Raw genomic sequence first — 16,291 nt, forward strand, 5'->3', positions numbered from 1 at the left:
AGCATGAACAGCACAATGGACACCGATCCACGCTTTGATGCCAGCCGTACCATCCGCGCTCCGCGCGGCACGGTCATGGCTTGCAAGAGTTGGCAGGCCGAGGCGGCCTACCGCATGTTGCAAAACAACCTGGACCCGGAAGTGGCGGAAAATCCGCAGCATCTGGTCGTCTATGGCGGCATCGGTCGCGCCGCCCGCAACTGGGCCTGTTTCGACCAGATCCTCGCCTCCTTGCGCGAGCTGGAAGACGACCAGACCTTGCTGATCCAGTCCGGCAAGCCGGTGGGCGTGTTCCAGACCCACGCGGATGCGCCGCGCGTACTCATCGCCAATTCCAACCTGGTGCCGAAATGGGCCAACTGGGAACACTTCAACGAACTCGATCGCCAGGGCCTGTTCATGTATGGCCAGATGACGGCCGGCAGCTGGATCTATATCGGCACGCAGGGCATCGTGCAGGGCACGTATGAAACCTTCGCCGAAGCGGGCCGCCAGCATTTCGGCGGCGACTGGGGCGGGCGCTGGATCCTGACGGCGGGCCTGGGCGGCATGGGCGGCGCGCAGCCGCTGGCCGCCACCATGGCGGGCGCCGTGTCGCTCAATATCGAATGCCAGCAAAGCAGCATCGATTTCCGTTTGCGCACGCGCTACCTGGACAAGCAGGCGGCCAGCCTGGACGAAGCCCTGGAACTGGTCAAGTACCATACGGAGCGCAAGGAAGCCATCTCCATCGGCTTGCTGGGCAACGCGGCCGAAGTGCTGCCGGAACTGGTGCGCCGCGCGAAAGCGGGCGGCCTGGTGCCGGACCTGGTGACGGACCAGACTTCCGCGCATGACCTGGTCAACGGCTATCTGCCGCGCGGCTGGAGCGTGTCGGACTGGAAGGCGGCACAGCAGGACCCGCAGCGCCATGCGCGCCTGACGGTGGCCGCCGCCGATTCCTGCGCCGCCCACGTACAAGCCATGCTCGATTTCCACGCCATGGGCGTGCACACCGTCGACTATGGCAACAATATCCGCCAGGTGGCGTTCGACCAGGGCGTGCAGGACGCGTTTGATTTCCCCGGCTTCGTGCCGGCGTATATCCGCCCGCAGTTCTGCGAGGGCCGCGGCCCATTCCGCTGGGTTGCCCTGTCGGGCGACCCGGAAGACATCTACAAAACGGATGCGAAGATCAAGGAGCTGTTCCCGCACCATAAACAGGTGCACCACTGGCTGGACATGGCGCGCGAGCGCATCGCCTTCCAGGGCCTGCCGGCGCGCATCTGCTGGCTGGGACTGGGCGAGCGCCACATCGCCGGCCTGGCCTTCAACGAGATGGTGCGCACGGGTGAGCTGAAGGCGCCCATCGTCATCGGCCGCGACCACCTGGACACGGGTTCCGTCGCCAGCCCGAACCGCGAGACGGAAAGCATGAAGGACGGCACGGACGCCGTTTCCGACTGGCCGCTGCTGAACGCCATGCTGAACACGGCCGGCGGCGCCACCTGGGTTTCGCTGCACCATGGCGGCGGCGTGGGAATGGGGTATTCTCAGCATGCGGGCATGGTCATCGTGGCCGACGGCAGCGAAGCGGCGGCGAAACGCCTGGCCAGGGTACTGGTCAACGACAGTGGTTCTGGCGTGATGCGCCATGCCGATGCCGGCTACGAAACAGCGGCCGCCTGCGCCAAGCGCAACGGCCTGATTCTTCCCATGCTTCCTTGAGACTTAGACGCGAATGACTATGACACAGCACTCCAAAAGTTGGACGTTAAAACCCGGCGCGATGACCCTGGCCGACCTGCGCGCCGTCTGGGCCGCGCCGGCAAAATTGACCCTCGCTGCCGAGGCCTATCCCGTCATCGAAGCGTCGGCCGCCGCCGTGCAAGCCATCGTCGCCAAGGGCGATGCGGCATATGGCATCAACACGGGTTTCGGCCTGCTCGCCAAGACGCGCATCCCCGATGAAAAGCTCGAGCAATTGCAGCGCAACCTGATCCTGTCGCACTCCGTCGGCACGGGAGAACTGCTGTCGGACGCCGTCGTGCGCCTGATCATGCTGATGAAGATCGGCAGCCTGGCGCGTGGTTTTTCCGGCGTGCGCCCGCTGATCGTCGATACCCTGATCGCCCTGTACAACGCGGGCATCATGCCGGCCATTCCCGCCAAGGGTTCCGTCGGCGCCTCGGGCGACCTGGCGCCGCTGTCGCACATGACGCTGGCCATGCTGGGCGTGGGCGACGTGCGCGTCAACGGTGAATTGATGGCGGCTCCCGAAGCGCTGGCGCAGGCGGGCATCGCGCCCGTGGTGCTGGCGGCAAAAGAGGGCCTGGCGCTGATCAACGGCACGCAAGTGTCGAACGCGCTGGCGCTGCATGGCCTGTTCATGGCCGAGCGCCTGCTGGAAGCGGCCATGGTCACGGGCGCGCTGTCGCTCGACGCGGCCAAGGGCAGCGATGCGCCGTTCGACGCGCGCGTGCACGCCGTGCGCGGGCAGCCGGGCCAGATCCTGGCCGCGCAGATGTACCGCCAGCTGGTGGCGCACAGCGCGATCCGCGCCTCGCACCTGGAAGGCGACGAGCGCGTGCAGGACCCTTACAGCCTGCGCTGCCAGCCGCAAGTCATGGGCGCCTGCCTCGATTTGATCGTCAACGTCGGCCGCACCCTGCTGATCGAAGCCAATGCCGTCACGGACAATCCGCTGATCTTCCAGGATGGTCCCAACGGACAGGCGGAAATCGTCTCGGGCGGGAACTTCCACGCCGAGCCGGTGGCCTTTGCCGCCGACACCCTGGCGCTGGCGATTTCCGAAATCGGCGCGCTGGCCGAGCGCCGCATCGCGCTGCTGATCGACGCCACCTTGTCCGGCCTGCCGCCCTTCCTCGTACGCGACCCGGGCGTCAATTCCGGCTTCATGATCGCCCACGTGACGGCTGCCGCGCTGGCATCGGAAAACAAGTCGCTTGCCCATCCGGCCAGCGTCGACAGCCTGCCGACTTCCGCCAACCAGGAAGACCATGTGAGCATGGCCACGTTCGCCGGGCGCCGCCTGGACGACATGGCGCACAACACGGCCGTCATCGTCGGCATCGAGCTGCTGGCCGCCGCGCAGGGCATCGATTTCCACCGTCCGCTGAAAACCTCGCCGCACCTCGAGCATGTCCACCAGCAGCTGCGCCAGAAGGTGCCGTTCTTCGACGCCGACCGTTTCTTCGCGCCCGATATCGAAGCGGCCAAGCAGATGGTGCTGCAGGGTGAGTTGAGCAGCACGTGCAAGAATTTGTTCGCCCCGCTGTACGCCTGAGCGGGAGCAAGGAGACAAGCATGGATTTTCGCTTCAACGAAGGCAGCATCCCGCTGCTCGTGTCGATGCCCCACGTGGGCACCGACATACCGGACGATATCGCCGCGCGCATGACGCCGCAGGCCTTGATCAAGGCCGACACGGACTGGCATCTGCGTGAGCTGTATGGCTTTTTGCAGGAGATGGATGCATCCGTGCTGTCGGCGCGCTGGTCGCGCTACACCATCGACTTGAACCGCCCGCAGGAAGACACGAATCTGTATCCGGGCCAGGATACGACGGGCTTGCTGCCCAATGATACCTTTCACCGCGAGCCGCTGTACCTGGCTGGCCGCGAACCCGATGCGCAGGATGTGCGGCAGCGCTTGCAGCGCTACTGGGCGCCGTATCATGCGCAGCTGCGCGCGGAACTGGACCGTCTGCTGCGCGTGCATGGCGCCGTGGTGCTGTGGGATGCCCATTCCATCGCCTCGCGCGTGCCGCGCTTCTTTGACGGCAAACTGCCCGACCTGAACTTCGGCACGGCCGATGGCGCCAGCTGCGATGTGGGCCTGACCTCCGCCGTGGTCGATGTCGCGCGCGCGCAGGAGGCATTTACCGTGGCGCTGAACGGCCGCTTCAAGGGCGGCCATATCACGCGCCATTACGGCCAGCCGGCAAGCCGCGTGCATGCGATCCAGCTGGAGATGTGCCAGTGCCTGTACATGGATGAGGCAGCGCCATTTGGCTACCGGCCCGACTTGGCGGCGCAAGTGCAGCCGCTGCTGCGCCAGATGATGGAAGCGGCCGTGGCATGGGTGGCGCGTTGAGCGGCTGGCTGTTCGCGCGCCACGCGCTGCTGCCGCAAGGCTGGCGCCGCGACGTGCTGCTGGAGTGGGACGCGGCCGGCGATTTGACGGCGGTGGCGGACAATGCCGTAGCTCCTGCCGGTGCCGAAGTGGCCGAATATGTCTTGCCCGGCATGGTCAACCTGCATTCGCATGCCTTCCAGCGGGCGCTGGGCGGCATGACGGAAGTCGCGGGGGATGGGCCGGATAGTTTCTGGACCTGGCGCGACCTGATGTACCGTTTCGCGCGCCACATCACGCCGGAGCAGATGGAAAGCATCGCCGCGCAGCTGTTTGCCGAATGCCTGCGCCATGGCTACACGGCGGTGTGCGAATTCCACTACCTGCAGCGCGATATGGCCGGGGCGCTGTATGCGCGTCCCGCCGAAACGGCCGAACGGGTGCTGGCCGCGGCGCGCATCAGCGGCATCGGCCTGACCATGCTGCCCGTGCTGTACAGCCATGCTGGCTTCGGCGAACAGGCGTTGAAAGCGGAGCAGGTGCGCTTCCGCACCGATGCGCAAGATGTGCTGCGCATCGTCGAGGCGCTGGCGCCGCAGCGCGGCGGGCAGGTGGAGGTGGGCTTTGCGCCGCACTCGCTGCGGGCCGCTGGCGTGGCGCAGATCCGCGAAGTGGCGCAAGCGCTGCCCGCGGATCGCCCCATCCACATCCACATCGCCGAACAGCAGGACGAAGTGCGCCAGAGTCTCGATTACAGCGGCCGGCGTCCGGTGCAGTACTTGTACGACCAGGTCGACGTCGATGCGCGCTGGTGCCTCGTGCATGCCACGCATGTGCAGCCCGATGAAGTGGCGCTGATGGCTACGGGCGGCGCCGTGGCGGGCCTGTGCCCGACGACGGAGGCAAACCTGGGCGACGGCCTGTTCCCGCTGGCCGAATTCATCGCCGCCGGCGGGCGTTTCGGCGTTGGCAGCGACAGCCATGTCTCGCAGTCGCCCGTCGAGGAATTGCGCTGGCTCGAATATGGCCAGCGCTTGCAGCGCCAGCAGCGCAATGTGGCCGCCACGCCGTACCAGCGCCATGTGGGCGACTACCTGTGGCAGGCGGCCTTGCAGGGCGGCGCGCAGGCGGCCGGGCGCAAGCTCGGTGCCCTGGCGCGGGGCTGCCGCGCCGACCTGCTGGTGCTCGACGAGACGCATGTGAACCTGTGCGGCGTGGCCATCGACAATGTGCTGGGCAGCGTGCTTTTCTGCGGCAACGACAACCTGGTGCGCGACGTGCTGTGCGGCGGCCAGTGGCAGGTGCGCGATGGGCGCCATGTGGCGCAGGACGCCATCGCGGCCGGCTACAAGCGCACCCTGGCGCAACTGAGGGCGCTCTGATGGCGACTTTCATCCCGCAGGAGTGCCTGCGCGCCGCGCCGTGGAAAAACGGCGGCGGCAGCACGATGGAAATCGCCATTTCGCCGCCCGGTGCCGGTCTGATGGAATTTGACTGGCGTATCAGCCTGGCGACGATCACGGCCAGCGGGCCGTTTTCCAGCTTTCCCGGCATCGACCGCAGCCTGATGCTGGTCGATGGCGATAGCGTGCAGCTGACGCTCGATGGCACGCGCAAGGTGACCTTGAGCGCGGCGCAACCGATGCTGTGGTTTCCCGGCGAAGCGGCCGTGCTTGCGCAGGTCAAGGGGACGACGACGGATTTCAATGTGATGACGCGGCGCGACCGCTGCCGCCACCAGCTGGAAAAGATCACGGCGCCGGGCAAGCTGGCGCGGCGCAGCGCGGCGACCCTGCTGTTTATCGCCGGCGAAGGCCACGTGCTGGCGCGCGGTGGCGAGCAGCAGTTCGCGCTGGCCCGCCATGACGCGCTGCTGCTGGACGCCGACGATGCGCAGGAATGGCGGCTCGACGCCTTGCAGCGTTCGGCCGTCTTGTGCGTCGACCTGTTTACCTAGGGAGGGAAGCGATGCAAGACTGGGATCTGGTCATCCACAACGTCCATTTGGCCACCATGGAGCAGGGCTATGGCGAGCTGCTGGACGCGGCCATCGCCGTCAAGGATGGCCGCATCGCCTGGTTCGGCCCCGGCGACGAGCTGCCGGCCAGCGGCGCCGTGCTGCACGACGGCCAGGGCTGCTGGCTCACGCCCGGCCTGATCGACTGCCATACGCACATCGTCCACGCGGGCAACCGCAGCGACGAATTCGAGGCGCGCCTGAATGGCGCCAGCTATGAAGACATCAGCCGTGCCGGCGGCGGCATCATGTCCACCGTGCGCGCCACGCGCGCGGCCAGCGACGATGAATTGCTGCGGCAAAGCCTGCCCCGCGTGCTGGCGCTGCTGGCCGAGGGCGTGACCACCCTGGAGATCAAGTCCGGCTACGGTCTCGACGCGGACAGCGAGGCGAAGATGCTGCGCGTGGCGCGCAGAATAGGGGAGCAGCTGCCCGTGTCCGTGCGCACCACCTTCCTCGGCGCGCACGCGCTGCCGCCCGAATATGCGGGCCAGGCCGACGCCTACATCGAGCTGCTGTGCGCGCAGATGCTGCCCCAGCTGGCTGGCGATGAACTGGTCGACGCCGTCGATGCGTTCTGCGAGCGCATCGGCTTTACGCCGGCGCAAACGCAGCGCATGTTTGACGCGGCGAGGGCACTGGGCCTGCCCGTCAAGCTGCATGCGGAGCAGCTGTCGGACCTGGGCGGTGCGGCGCTGGTGGCGCGCTACGGCGGCCTGTCGGCCGACCACCTGGAATTCCTGTCGGACGAGGGTATCGCCGCCATGGCGCAACATGGCACGGTGGCCGTGCTGCTGCCTGGCGCATACTACTTTTTGCGCGAGACGCAGCCGCCGCCTGTTGCGGCATTGCGCGCGGCTGGCGTGCCGATGGCCGTGTCCACCGATTGCAATCCGGGCACGTCGCCCATGACGTCATTGCTGCTGGCGATGAACATGGCGTGCACCCTGTGGCGGCTGACGCCGCAGGAAGCGCTGGCTGGTGCTACCTGCCACGCGGCGCGCGCGCTGGGCTTGCAGGACCAGACGGGCAGCCTGGTGGTGGGCAAGCGTGCCGATTTCGCCCTGTGGCGCATCGCGCGCCCGGCCGACCTGGCGTATGCGCTGGGCCTGAACCCGTGCGCGGGCGTGGTGCATGGCGGTGTCTGGCGCGCGCCGGTGGTAAGCTTGCCGGATTGATCATCCGTCCTGGAGCGCCGCGTGCGTGCTGCTTGTTTGCTGTTTTATCTGCTGTTGTCGCTCCTCTTCGCCGCCGCGCCTGCGCATGCCATGGATGGAGGCACCTTGAAGGTGGGCTCGAAGCGCTTCACGGAATCGTATATTCTCGGCGAAATCCTCCAGCAGAGCGCCGCGCCGCACGCCAAGGCGCAGCACCGCCAGGGCCTGGGCAACACGGCCATCGTGCTCGCTGCGCTGCAGGCGGGCAGCATCGACGTATATGCCGAATACATGGGCACCATCGCCAGCGAAATCCTCAAGCACGACAAGGCCATCGATCTGGCGCAGATGCGGCGCGAGCTGGCGGCGCTGGGGCTGGGCGTGGCCGTGCCGCTGGGCTTCAACAATACGTATGCGCTGGCCATGCGCGGTGATGAAAAATCCATCGCCAGCCTGGATCAGCTGGCGCAGCATCCTGCCCTGACATTCGGCCTGTCGCATGAATTCATCGGCCGGGTCGATGGCTGGCCGGGCCTGGCCGCGCGCTATGGCTTGCCGCAGCGCCCGCGCGGCCTCGATCACGGCATTGCCTATGAAGCGCTGGCGCAGCGCCAGGTGGACGTGATCGACATTTATTCCACGGACGCGAAGATCCGCCAGTACGGCTTGCGCGTGCTGGCCGACACGCAGCAGTATTTTCCCCGCTACGACGCCATGCTCCTGTACCGGCTCGACGTGCCGCAGCGTTTTCCCTCCGCCTGGCAGGCTTTGCTGCGGCTGCAGGGACGCATCAGCGAGGGCGACATGATTGCCATGAATGCGGCCGTGGAAATCGATGGCAAGACTTTCTCTGACGTGGCGCGGCAGTGGCTGGCGTCCGGCACGCAGGCGAACAAACCGGCCGCCGCGCGCAGCAATCTGCTCGATAAAATCATCGGCGACGACTTGTGGAGCCTGACGCGCCAGCATCTGACCCTGGTACTGCTGTCGGTGGCATTGGCGTGCGCGATCGGCATTCCGCTGGGCGTGCTGGCGGCGTTTTCGGCGCCGCTGCGGCAAACGGTGCTGGCCTTCGTCGGCGTGCTGCAGACGGTGCCGTCGCTGGCCCTGCTGGCGATATTGATCCCCGTGCTGGGCATGATCGGCACCGTACCTGCGCTGGTGGCCCTATTCGTGTATGCCTTGCTGCCCATCGTGCGCAACACGTGCACGGGCATCCTGCAGGTGCCGCAAGGCTTGCGCATGGCGGCGCTGGCGCTGGGCTTGAACAAGCGCGACCGCCTGCTGCACGTGGACTTGCCGCTGGCCTTGCCGGTGATGCTGGCGGGCGTGAAAACGGCTGCGGTGATGAGCGTGGGCACGGCCACCATCGCCGCCTTCATCGGCGCCGGCGGTTATGGCGAGCGCATCACCATCGGCCTGGCGCTGAATGACAACGACATGCTGCTGGCCGGCGCGATCCCCGCAGCCGTGCTGGCCCTGCTGACGCAAGGCTTGTTCGAGCTGGTGGAGCGCTGGGCCGTGGCCGGCCGGCAGCACTGACGGCATCACGGTTACAGCGAGTGCAGTTTGGAGCGCACCGAGACGACTGCCTGGTGCAGGATGCGTTCAGCCTGGAAATCGTTCTCGCGCTGTTCGGCGATGGCTTGCAAGTCGCGCGTATAGCGTTCCAGGCGGGAGCGCAGGTAGGCGCGGTAGATTTTCATGACGAGCGGTTTGGCAGAGACATTCATGATGTGGCTCCCAGGTGCGTAATGATGCGTTCATTTTGTGTGAGCGGAATGCCGCCACTTTGCGCCATATCAAATGCCATGACCTCGTCAAATTGGCGCGTTTGACATTGCACAATGCCCCCCAGACCTAAGATGTCACACTGAATCTTCCCTGCTCGCCTGATCACCATCAGTCGTCGCAGACCCTGATTCCCTCAAGCATACTCAAGGAGCGTCGCATGGTCATTTTTGCCGTGGTTGCTGGCTGCATCGCCTGTTTGACAGTGTACCAAATCTATAAAAATGCGCAGGGTGGCAGTGGGGTTGCGCAACAACATATCGGTTTGCACGGCACATTGATTGAACCACGGAAATAATCAGTGTCTTTCAAGCGACACTCGGTGACACTTGGTTGGCAGATTTAAGTCAAATGTAAGGCCCGGTAAGCAAATGTAAAGGTCGGCGTGTTGGCAAGCGGCAGCGTTTATATTGATAACCGTTGATTGCATTCTCCCCCCTCCCACTTGACAATGGGTTCACCCCGCGGTGCCGCTAGCCCGCGGGGATTTTTTTGGAACTTACTGCGCGGCGCGCCTTGCGGCCTGCGATGCTCACTGTACCTCGCGTACAGTTCCGCTTCTCGGCCACAAATCGCATCCGCTCGCTACAGTTCCCCTCCTTACAGTTCCCCCTCCTTGCAATTCCCCTTCCTTGCAGTTCCCGCTCCAATCAGGCCGGCTTTGGCGTACCTGCCGACAATTGCGTCAAGGCATCGCCAGCGACCCGGCAGATGCGCCAGTCCGGCATCACGTCCGCGCCCATGCCCTTGTAGAAGTTGATCGCGTTTTCATTCCAGTCCAGCACTGACCATTCGAAGCGGCCGCAATCGCGTTCGACGGCCAGTTGCGCCAGCGCCACCAGCATCTGCTTGCCATAGCCCTTGCCGCGCACCGATTGCTTCACATACAGGTCTTCCAGGTACAGGCCCTTGCGGCACAGGAAGGTGGAAAAATTATGGAAGAACAGGGCGAAGGTCACCACTTCACCATGTTCTTCGCCGACCAGCGCTTCGCATGCGGGATGGGCACCGAACAGGCTGTCGTGCAGCATGGATTCCCTGGCGATCATCATGTGTTCGAGTTTTTCAAACACGGCCAGTTCATGGATCATGCCAAAGATGGTAGCCACGTCGGATGCGGTCGCGGGACGGATGGCGAGGGAGGAAGAGGTGCTCATGTTGCCTTTGTTGGTGAAGTGGTGGAAAGGGAAGCAATGGTACTTGTCTTGCGCGCGCCCGACGTCAGGGCCCAGGCCACGCTGGACAGGCACAGCACCATGCCCGCCCATTCGATGGCGGCGGGCCGGTAGTGTTCGAACTGCACCGACAGCAGTACGGAAATGACGGGCGTGACGACGCCGATGTACACGGTCTTTTGCGTGCCGATGCGGGCGATTAACGTGAAATAGGCGCTGAAGGCGATCACCGAGCCGAAGATGGCCAGGTACAACAATCCCATCCAGTAACTGGGGCGCGCGGGCAACTGCCAGGACTGCCCCGTGGCGATGGCCCAGACGGCCACCATCAAGGTGCCCCACAGCATGGTCCAGGCCATGGTCAGCATCACGTTGCCGGAATGTTCGCGCACTTTCATGACGAGGGCATTGCCCACCGTGCTAGACACGGTGGCCACCAGGGCCAGCATGAAACCGAGCAGGAAATGGCCATTCCCGCCGCCCAGAATATCGTGCAGCGCCGCGCCGATGGACTGGTAAAACAGCAGCACGATGCCGCAGATGGCGACAAACGCCGCGCAGCAGGTACTCCAGGTGATGGGCGTGCCGAAGGCGATGCGGTTGAGCAATGGCGTCCAGAACACCATCAGCGCAAACAGCACGCTGACGAGGGCCGACACCAGGTATTGCTCCGAGCTGTACGTGCACACATAGCTGAGGGCAAACGAGGCCAGTCCCTGCAGCAGCATCCATTGCTGCGCGCGCCAGGGCAGGCGCAAGCGGTCGCCGCGCAAGGCGCACCAGGCAAACAGGGTGGCGGACGCGAGGCCGAAGCGGTAGACCACGGAAACGGCGGGGGCGACATCGCCCAGCTGCAAGGTGATGGCCCAGAAGGTGGAGCCCCAGATCAGGCAGGCAATGATGAACAGGAGAGGAGAGGACATCGCGCAAGTATACGGATATCGCGCGGGGATGGCGAGTCCCGGCCGAGCTTGCCCAAGGAGACACCAGGATTGAGCCAGCGCAGTGCTTCTGGAAAATATTGAATTTATGAAAATATTTACATTAATATCAAGTAAATATTTTCTGAATTGCATCTTTGAAGGGGAGACGCCATGCCAGCCTCACTGCAGATCAAAGTATGGAGCGTGCTTGTGTATGTCGTCGTGACGGCTGTGCTTGCCATCTGGCTGCACCCTTCCGCCTTGCTCGCTGCCGGCGCATTCGGCTGAGCGCATGCGCCGGCAAGCAGATCAATGCGTGACGCGGGTCTTGCGGCCATCGGACAGCAGGCGCACGCGCTCGCCCGGGCGGAACAGTTCGTCGGCATCTTGCACGATGGCGCGCATGTCGCCATTGTCCAGGCGCACGGTGATTTCCAGGCCGGGCTTGTTCGAGGCATTCGCTTCGATGCTCTTGCCGGCCATGCCGCCCGCGACGGCGCCGAGGATGCTGGCCGCGATGGCGCCCTTGCCGCCACCGACGGTCGAGCCGGCCACGCCGCCCAGCGCCGCGCCGGCCAGTACGCCCGTGCCCGTTTCACCCTTGTCGATGGTTACCTGGCGCACGGATTCAACCGTGCCCATGCGAACCGATTGTTCATTCTGCGCCTGGCGCGCATTGTAGACATTTGCCGAGTTCGGTTGTACTGCGCAGCCGGCCAGGGTGGCGAGCAATGCCACTGCAATAATTGGTGCTTTCATATGGGACTCCCTTGGACAAAAGTTGGTTGCCGATTGCGTCGACCGGCAGATGATGACTTATCATAAGGACACTTGCCTCAGATAACTAGTTGCGAATAGTAAAAATCTGTTACCGGCCCAGCGTAACCACATGACTACATGAGCACTTGCCGCTCAATACGCCAGCCGCAGGCGCCGGTACAAAAATCCCAGCACGAACAGCGGCCCCACCAGTAAAAAGCGCAAGTCGTCCAGAAACGACGGTTTCTTGCCTTCGATCTGGTGGCCGATGAACTGGCCTATCCAGGCCAGCACGAACAGCGCCAGCGACACGGGCAGGATGGTCAGCGCCGGCATGAGCAGCAGCAGGCCCAGCATGGCGGCCAGCATCGCCAGCATGCCGGCAGCAAACGGACGTGACAGCTTGTAATAATAGTATAAGGCCAGAATACTGCCGAGCAGCGCCACGCTGGGATGTATGCTCCACAGCAGCCCCAGCAGGCTGAAAACGATCAGCGGCACGCACACGATGTGCACCCATTCATTGACATGGTTGCGGTGGCTTTCGCCATACTGGGCCAGCAGGGTGTCGATGGTGCGCATGGGCGGTCTCTTGTATAGGGATGGTTGTCCGGGAATTCTACACCGTCGCGTGGCCGGGTAAAATGGCCCTTCATTTCCCCTTCCGGACCGCTCATTTGAATAGCCCAGCCTTCTTGCCAGACGTGGCCGCCGACCCGCGCAAGCGCTGTTTCGATCCCGTCGTCGATGCCGATACGCGCTTGCTGATACTGGGCAGCCTGCCCGGAGAAAAATCGCTGGCGCGCAGCCAATACTATGCGCATTCGCAAAACAAGTTCTGGAGGTTGCTGGGCGAGGTGCTGGGTGTGGATCTGACCAGCCTGCCCTATGAGGCGCGGTTGAGTACCTTGCTGGCGCACGGCGTGGGCCTGTGGGACGTGGTGGCGCAGGCGCAGCGCACGGGCAGCCTGGACAGCAATATCCGCGCCCGCGACGACAACGACCTGGTGGCACTGGCCGCCAGCCTGCCGCAATTGGATACGATCGCCTTCAACGGCGGCACGGCAGCCAAGCTGGGCATCAAGGTGCTGGGCGAGCACGCGCAGCGCTACCGCATCGTCAGCTTGCCGTCGAGCAGCCCCGCCTACACCTTGGCGTATGCGCAGAAATTGCAGGCGTGGCTGGCTTTGCGCCGGTGAGATGGCATGTCAGGCGGCAAGCCTGTGCATGAGGCGCTGCGCCTGTTCCTGCCGGTACTGGCGCCGCCAGAACCAGGCGATGCAGATCAAACCCAGCAGGGATGGCGCCAGCTGCGTCCAGGGCTGGCCCATGCGCAGCAGGTTGCCCGCGGCGGCCGAAAGCATGGCGAACAGCGAGGCGAGCAGCTTGTAGATATGTTCATAGCGCCACAATACGCCATGCCAGCGGCGGGGAAAGAGCCAGCGCGCGGCGTCGTAGACGAGGATGGTGGCCAGGCCGCCCAGCGAGGACAGCACGACGATGGCTTGCTGTCCGGAAGCATCGTGCTGCAGGCGCAAGAGGATCATCCCGCCCGCCGCCAGCGCGGCTGCCGTCATCGCGCCATCGACGGCTTGCGGACCGGCATCGCGCGTGTACACGGCGCGCCAGCCGCTCAGCAGCTGGTACAGCACCAGCACCGTCAGCACGGCAAAGACGGGGCGATAGTCAAACAGCAGATTGCCGATGGCGGCCGTGGCGCAGACCAGCAAGGTCAGCCACGCGAACAGCCTGCCGCGGCGACGGTGCTGTGGCGTGCCCTTGGCCGTGGCCAGCAGGAACAGGCCCAGGCCGATGGCGGCGCTGCCGGCCAGCACATGGGTGGCAATATTGATCAAGTGCGGCTGGGGCATGCGCATCTCCGGAAGGTGCGCCAGGCTGGCGCGCGCTCGCGAAGATGGTATCTTGATAATTGCCGTTTGCCAAGACGGCAGGCGGCGGGGAGGCGACGGGACTTACGCCGGCGCGTATGGCTGCGCTTCCAACGGCTGTCCCTTGGCGTCGAATTTCAGCGCCACGGACAAGCGGGTCACGCCGATGGTGGCCAGCGCATCGCAGATGTCGTCGACTTCCTCCTGCAGGTCGGCGGCCAGGTCCAGCGGCTTTTCGGCGCTGTGCAGCAGCTCGCCGCCCGCCGTGCTGACGTTGACGCGCAACAGCATTTCGCCGTGTTCATCGGCCGGGCCGACGACCACCGAGACGTCGCCGGCATCGACGTTGTTTTCCGCCAATGCATGGTTGATGCCGGACATCATTTGCAGCATCGCATACTCGCTCATGCCTTGTTCCTTGCCGCCGTGGAACAGATCCTGGTAGAGGAAGCTCACTTCCAGGGCGTTGCCGGCCGGCGCCAGGCAGCGTTTCACCAGATCGCCCACTTCCGTCGTCCACTGCTGGTAGCGGGCCATGCGCGCGTCGAACCAGGCATCGAGCGCCGCTTCGTCCTTCGGTTCCGCATAGAACGGGTCGTCCACGCGTTTCAAGGCAAAGCCCAGCAGGAAGCGCAGCTCGACGGCCGTGTCCTGCGGGCCGAAGGCCGTTTCGCTCCAGCCGACGATGCTGCTTTCCAGGCCCGGCGTGGCGACGATCTTCTTGTCTGTCATCGACGCGTAGGCGTCGCGCACCATCTCGTGCAAATGGCTATAGGTGATGCGGTCGATTTCATCGAGGTCGTAGGCATGGCTCATCAAGACGACCTTGGCCTTGGCGCTTTCCAGTTCTGCCTGCTGGAAACTCTTCACCAGGGCTTCGAAAGCGTCCTGGTCCTGGAAGCTGTCCGCTTCCTTCAACCCGCCCGTGCTTTGCACCAGCAGGGGCACGACAAAGGCGTTGATTTCCATGGCCGGCGCGTTTTCGCGGCGGATCACGGAAATGGACGCCGCTTCCTCGATATGGCTGCGCAAATACTGGTAGGCGCCCACGTCTTCGTACTTGGCGCGCTCGATGGCGTCATACAGGATTTCATCCTTCTTTTGATTCAAGGCCTTGCGGATCAGGCGGCCGAACTCGACGGCTTGCTCGGCCAGCACCGTGCCTTGCGATTCGCTGTCTTCCTGCTCCGCCAGGTTCAGGGCCATCGTGCACAGCATGCGCGTGACGGACTCGTCCTTGTCTTCAGGCGTGTTGGCGGATTTACGGGGGACAGGGCGCTTATTTTTGGGCATGGCGATCAACAGGTTAAGAAATACGGGTCAGGCAAACGGAAACGGGCGCCAGGGCTTTGCCGGGCGCCGGAGCAGATCATACAGGCGGCCGCGGCCGCCCGATACATCAATGGTCGGTATCGAACATCTCGTGCAACTCGTCGAGCAGGTCGGCAGCTTCTTCCTGCGACAGGCCGAGATGCTGGCAGGCAAGTTCTCCGCCCTTGTCCCACTCCAGCGAGGTACTGTTGCCATGGTAGCGCTGAATGCCCTTTTCGGCCAGCAGCGACAGGGCGACGAGCGAGCGGATGGCATCGTCCGTGGACGGGTCGGCCAGCACCGTGTAGTCGTGGTGGTGCAGGATGGCCCACGAGACGTCCGAGGACAGGCCCCAGTTGCGTGCCAGCAAGCAGCCGATGGCCGCATGGTTGGTCTGGTGACGCGCGTCTTCCAGGGTCGTAAAACAATTGTGCGCATCGTTGGCCGCCGCCGCGTAGGTGTTCACGTAGTCGGGGAAGCGGTTCATCAGCAGGGGCACGCCGATATCGCAGAACAGGCCGAAGGTATGGGCGATGTCGGGCGGGGTAATGCGCAGCTTGCGCGAAGTAAACACCAGGGCGCGCGCGCGCTTGGCCGACACATCCCAGAAGTTGGTCAGTTCCACGCCTTCCGCTTCCAGCGCCTGGCGGGCAAGCAAGCCCGTCATCATGGCGCTGCACTGGTTGATGCCGAGAAAGTTGATACCTTGCTCGACGGACTTGGCCTTGCGCGCGGCGCCATAGAACGGCGAGTTGGCCAGTTTCAGCAGGGCGCCGGACATGCCGACATCGTCGGCGATGATGCGCGCGATGCGGCGCGGCGACGGGTCTTGCTCCGCCAGTTCGCGCTGCAGGTCGACCAGCAGGCTGGGACGCGGCGGGATGCGGATGGAACGCATCAAGGCGTCAACCGGATCTTCCTGCACTACCTGCTTTTGCGCTGCCGCTCTCATCATCACGCTTTCATCATCATTTTTGTGCCCGGTGCTTATTCTGTCGCTCACTGCCGCTGCCCGCTTCATGAGCGTCTGGCGCAGTGCCCGACGATTATCGCTGTTTATGCATGGCAATAGTTCATATCTGCAATATATTGTCGCAAAAATTCCCGTTTTGGCCTGGACTCGCCGCCATTTTCGTCATTTTACGACGCTGCCCATCCTGATATTCATGATGAAAAGATCAAGTTGTATTTGTTT

General features: G+C 64.2%; 17 protein-coding genes. 9 read left to right on the forward strand and 8 right to left on the reverse strand.

Annotation, left to right across the window (positions count from 1 at the left end; all coding sequences use genetic code 11):
- Positions 1 to 3 precede the first annotated feature (3 nt).
- The 7 genes from hutU to IGS58_RS01835 all read left to right on the forward strand — a co-directional run bounded on the left by hutU (position 4) and on the right by IGS58_RS01835 (position 8,790).
- On the forward strand, positions 4 to 1,707 hold the full coding sequence (hutU, locus tag IGS58_RS01805; protein WP_230520530.1) for a urocanate hydratase: 1,704 nt from the start codon (positions 4 to 6) through the stop codon (positions 1,705 to 1,707).
- A 19-nt stretch (positions 1,708 to 1,726) separates the two neighbouring features.
- The gene (gene hutH, locus IGS58_RS01810) at positions 1,727 to 3,286 is read left to right on the forward strand and encodes a histidine ammonia-lyase (RefSeq protein ID WP_034780488.1); all 1,560 of its coding nucleotides are present in this window, start codon (positions 1,727 to 1,729) and stop codon (positions 3,284 to 3,286) included.
- 20 nt (positions 3,287 to 3,306) lie between these two features.
- A complete protein-coding gene (gene hutG / locus IGS58_RS01815; RefSeq protein ID WP_070254607.1) occupies positions 3,307 to 4,095 on the forward strand; it encodes an N-formylglutamate deformylase in 789 nt (262 codons plus the stop codon).
- Positions 4,080 to 5,456, forward strand: a complete 1,377-nt coding sequence (locus IGS58_RS01820; protein ID WP_230520531.1) for a formimidoylglutamate deiminase — start codon at positions 4,080 to 4,082, stop codon at positions 5,454 to 5,456. Before hutG ends, IGS58_RS01820 begins: the two co-directional genes overlap by 16 nt.
- Positions 5,456 to 6,031, forward strand: a complete 576-nt coding sequence (locus IGS58_RS01825; RefSeq protein WP_230520532.1) for a HutD/Ves family protein — start codon at positions 5,456 to 5,458, stop codon at positions 6,029 to 6,031. Before IGS58_RS01820 ends, IGS58_RS01825 begins: the two co-directional genes overlap by 1 nt.
- Before the next feature lie 11 nt (positions 6,032 to 6,042).
- Positions 6,043 to 7,269, forward strand: coding sequence for an imidazolonepropionase (hutI, locus tag IGS58_RS01830; RefSeq protein WP_230520533.1), 1,227 nt, complete (start codon positions 6,043 to 6,045; stop codon positions 7,267 to 7,269).
- A 90-nt stretch (positions 7,270 to 7,359) separates the two neighbouring features.
- The gene (locus IGS58_RS01835) at positions 7,360 to 8,790 is read left to right on the forward strand and encodes a glycine betaine ABC transporter substrate-binding protein (protein ID WP_230522181.1); all 1,431 of its coding nucleotides are present in this window, start codon (positions 7,360 to 7,362) and stop codon (positions 8,788 to 8,790) included.
- A gap of 11 nt (positions 8,791 to 8,801) precedes the next feature.
- Here IGS58_RS01835 and IGS58_RS01840 read toward each other — a convergent pair whose 3' ends face one another.
- Positions 8,802 to 8,981, reverse strand: coding sequence for a hypothetical protein (locus IGS58_RS01840; RefSeq protein WP_034746290.1), 180 nt, complete (start codon positions 8,979 to 8,981; stop codon positions 8,802 to 8,804).
- Positions 8,982 to 9,199: 218 nt separating this feature from the next.
- Here IGS58_RS01840 and IGS58_RS01845 point away from each other — a divergent pair, with 218 nt between their 5' ends.
- The gene (locus tag IGS58_RS01845) at positions 9,200 to 9,337 is read left to right on the forward strand and encodes a hypothetical protein (protein ID WP_157751284.1); all 138 of its coding nucleotides are present in this window, start codon (positions 9,200 to 9,202) and stop codon (positions 9,335 to 9,337) included.
- A 352-nt stretch (positions 9,338 to 9,689) separates the two neighbouring features.
- Here the strand turns inward: IGS58_RS01845 and IGS58_RS01850 are convergent, their stop codons facing one another.
- From IGS58_RS01850 to IGS58_RS01865, 4 genes are all read right to left on the reverse strand, one after another.
- Positions 9,690 to 10,196, reverse strand: coding sequence for a GNAT family N-acetyltransferase (locus tag IGS58_RS01850; protein ID WP_230520534.1), 507 nt, complete (start codon positions 10,194 to 10,196; stop codon positions 9,690 to 9,692).
- Positions 10,193 to 11,137: a DMT family transporter gene (locus IGS58_RS01855; protein WP_070254602.1), complete on the reverse strand. Its 945-nt coding sequence runs from the start codon at positions 11,135 to 11,137 to the stop codon at positions 10,193 to 10,195. The genes IGS58_RS01850 and IGS58_RS01855 overlap by 4 nt, the downstream gene beginning before the upstream one ends.
- Before the next feature lie 309 nt (positions 11,138 to 11,446).
- Positions 11,447 to 11,896: a glycine zipper 2TM domain-containing protein gene (locus IGS58_RS01860; RefSeq protein ID WP_034780449.1), complete on the reverse strand. Its 450-nt coding sequence runs from the start codon at positions 11,894 to 11,896 to the stop codon at positions 11,447 to 11,449.
- Positions 11,897 to 12,049: 153 nt separating this feature from the next.
- Positions 12,050 to 12,478 carry an Mpo1 family 2-hydroxy fatty acid dioxygenase gene (locus IGS58_RS01865; protein WP_034780447.1) on the reverse strand — a complete coding sequence of 143 codons (429 nt, stop codon included), beginning with the start codon at positions 12,476 to 12,478 and terminating at the stop codon, positions 12,050 to 12,052.
- A 95-nt stretch (positions 12,479 to 12,573) separates the two neighbouring features.
- On the opposite strand from IGS58_RS01865, the gene IGS58_RS01870 reads away from it, so the two are divergent.
- Positions 12,574 to 13,095: a DNA-deoxyinosine glycosylase gene (locus IGS58_RS01870; protein ID WP_230520535.1), complete on the forward strand. Its 522-nt coding sequence runs from the start codon at positions 12,574 to 12,576 to the stop codon at positions 13,093 to 13,095.
- A 9-nt stretch (positions 13,096 to 13,104) separates the two neighbouring features.
- Here the strand turns inward: IGS58_RS01870 and IGS58_RS01875 are convergent, their stop codons facing one another.
- The 3 genes from IGS58_RS01875 to IGS58_RS01885 all read right to left on the reverse strand — a co-directional run bounded on the left by IGS58_RS01875 (position 13,105) and on the right by IGS58_RS01885 (position 16,051).
- Positions 13,105 to 13,767 carry a hypothetical protein gene (locus tag IGS58_RS01875; RefSeq protein WP_230520536.1) on the reverse strand — a complete coding sequence of 221 codons (663 nt, stop codon included), beginning with the start codon at positions 13,765 to 13,767 and terminating at the stop codon, positions 13,105 to 13,107.
- Positions 13,768 to 13,869: 102 nt separating this feature from the next.
- Positions 13,870 to 15,078: a hypothetical protein gene (locus IGS58_RS01880; protein ID WP_230520537.1), complete on the reverse strand. Its 1,209-nt coding sequence runs from the start codon at positions 15,076 to 15,078 to the stop codon at positions 13,870 to 13,872.
- A gap of 106 nt (positions 15,079 to 15,184) precedes the next feature.
- The gene (locus IGS58_RS01885; RefSeq protein ID WP_230520538.1) at positions 15,185 to 16,051 is read right to left on the reverse strand and encodes an HDOD domain-containing protein; all 867 of its coding nucleotides are present in this window, start codon (positions 16,049 to 16,051) and stop codon (positions 15,185 to 15,187) included.
- Positions 16,052 to 16,291: the final 240 nt, after the last annotated feature.

Origin of the sequence: Janthinobacterium sp. EB271-G4-7A, from assembly GCF_020858075.1 — a bacterium.
GTDB lineage: Bacteria > Pseudomonadota > Gammaproteobacteria > Burkholderiales > Burkholderiaceae_D > Janthinobacterium > Janthinobacterium lividum.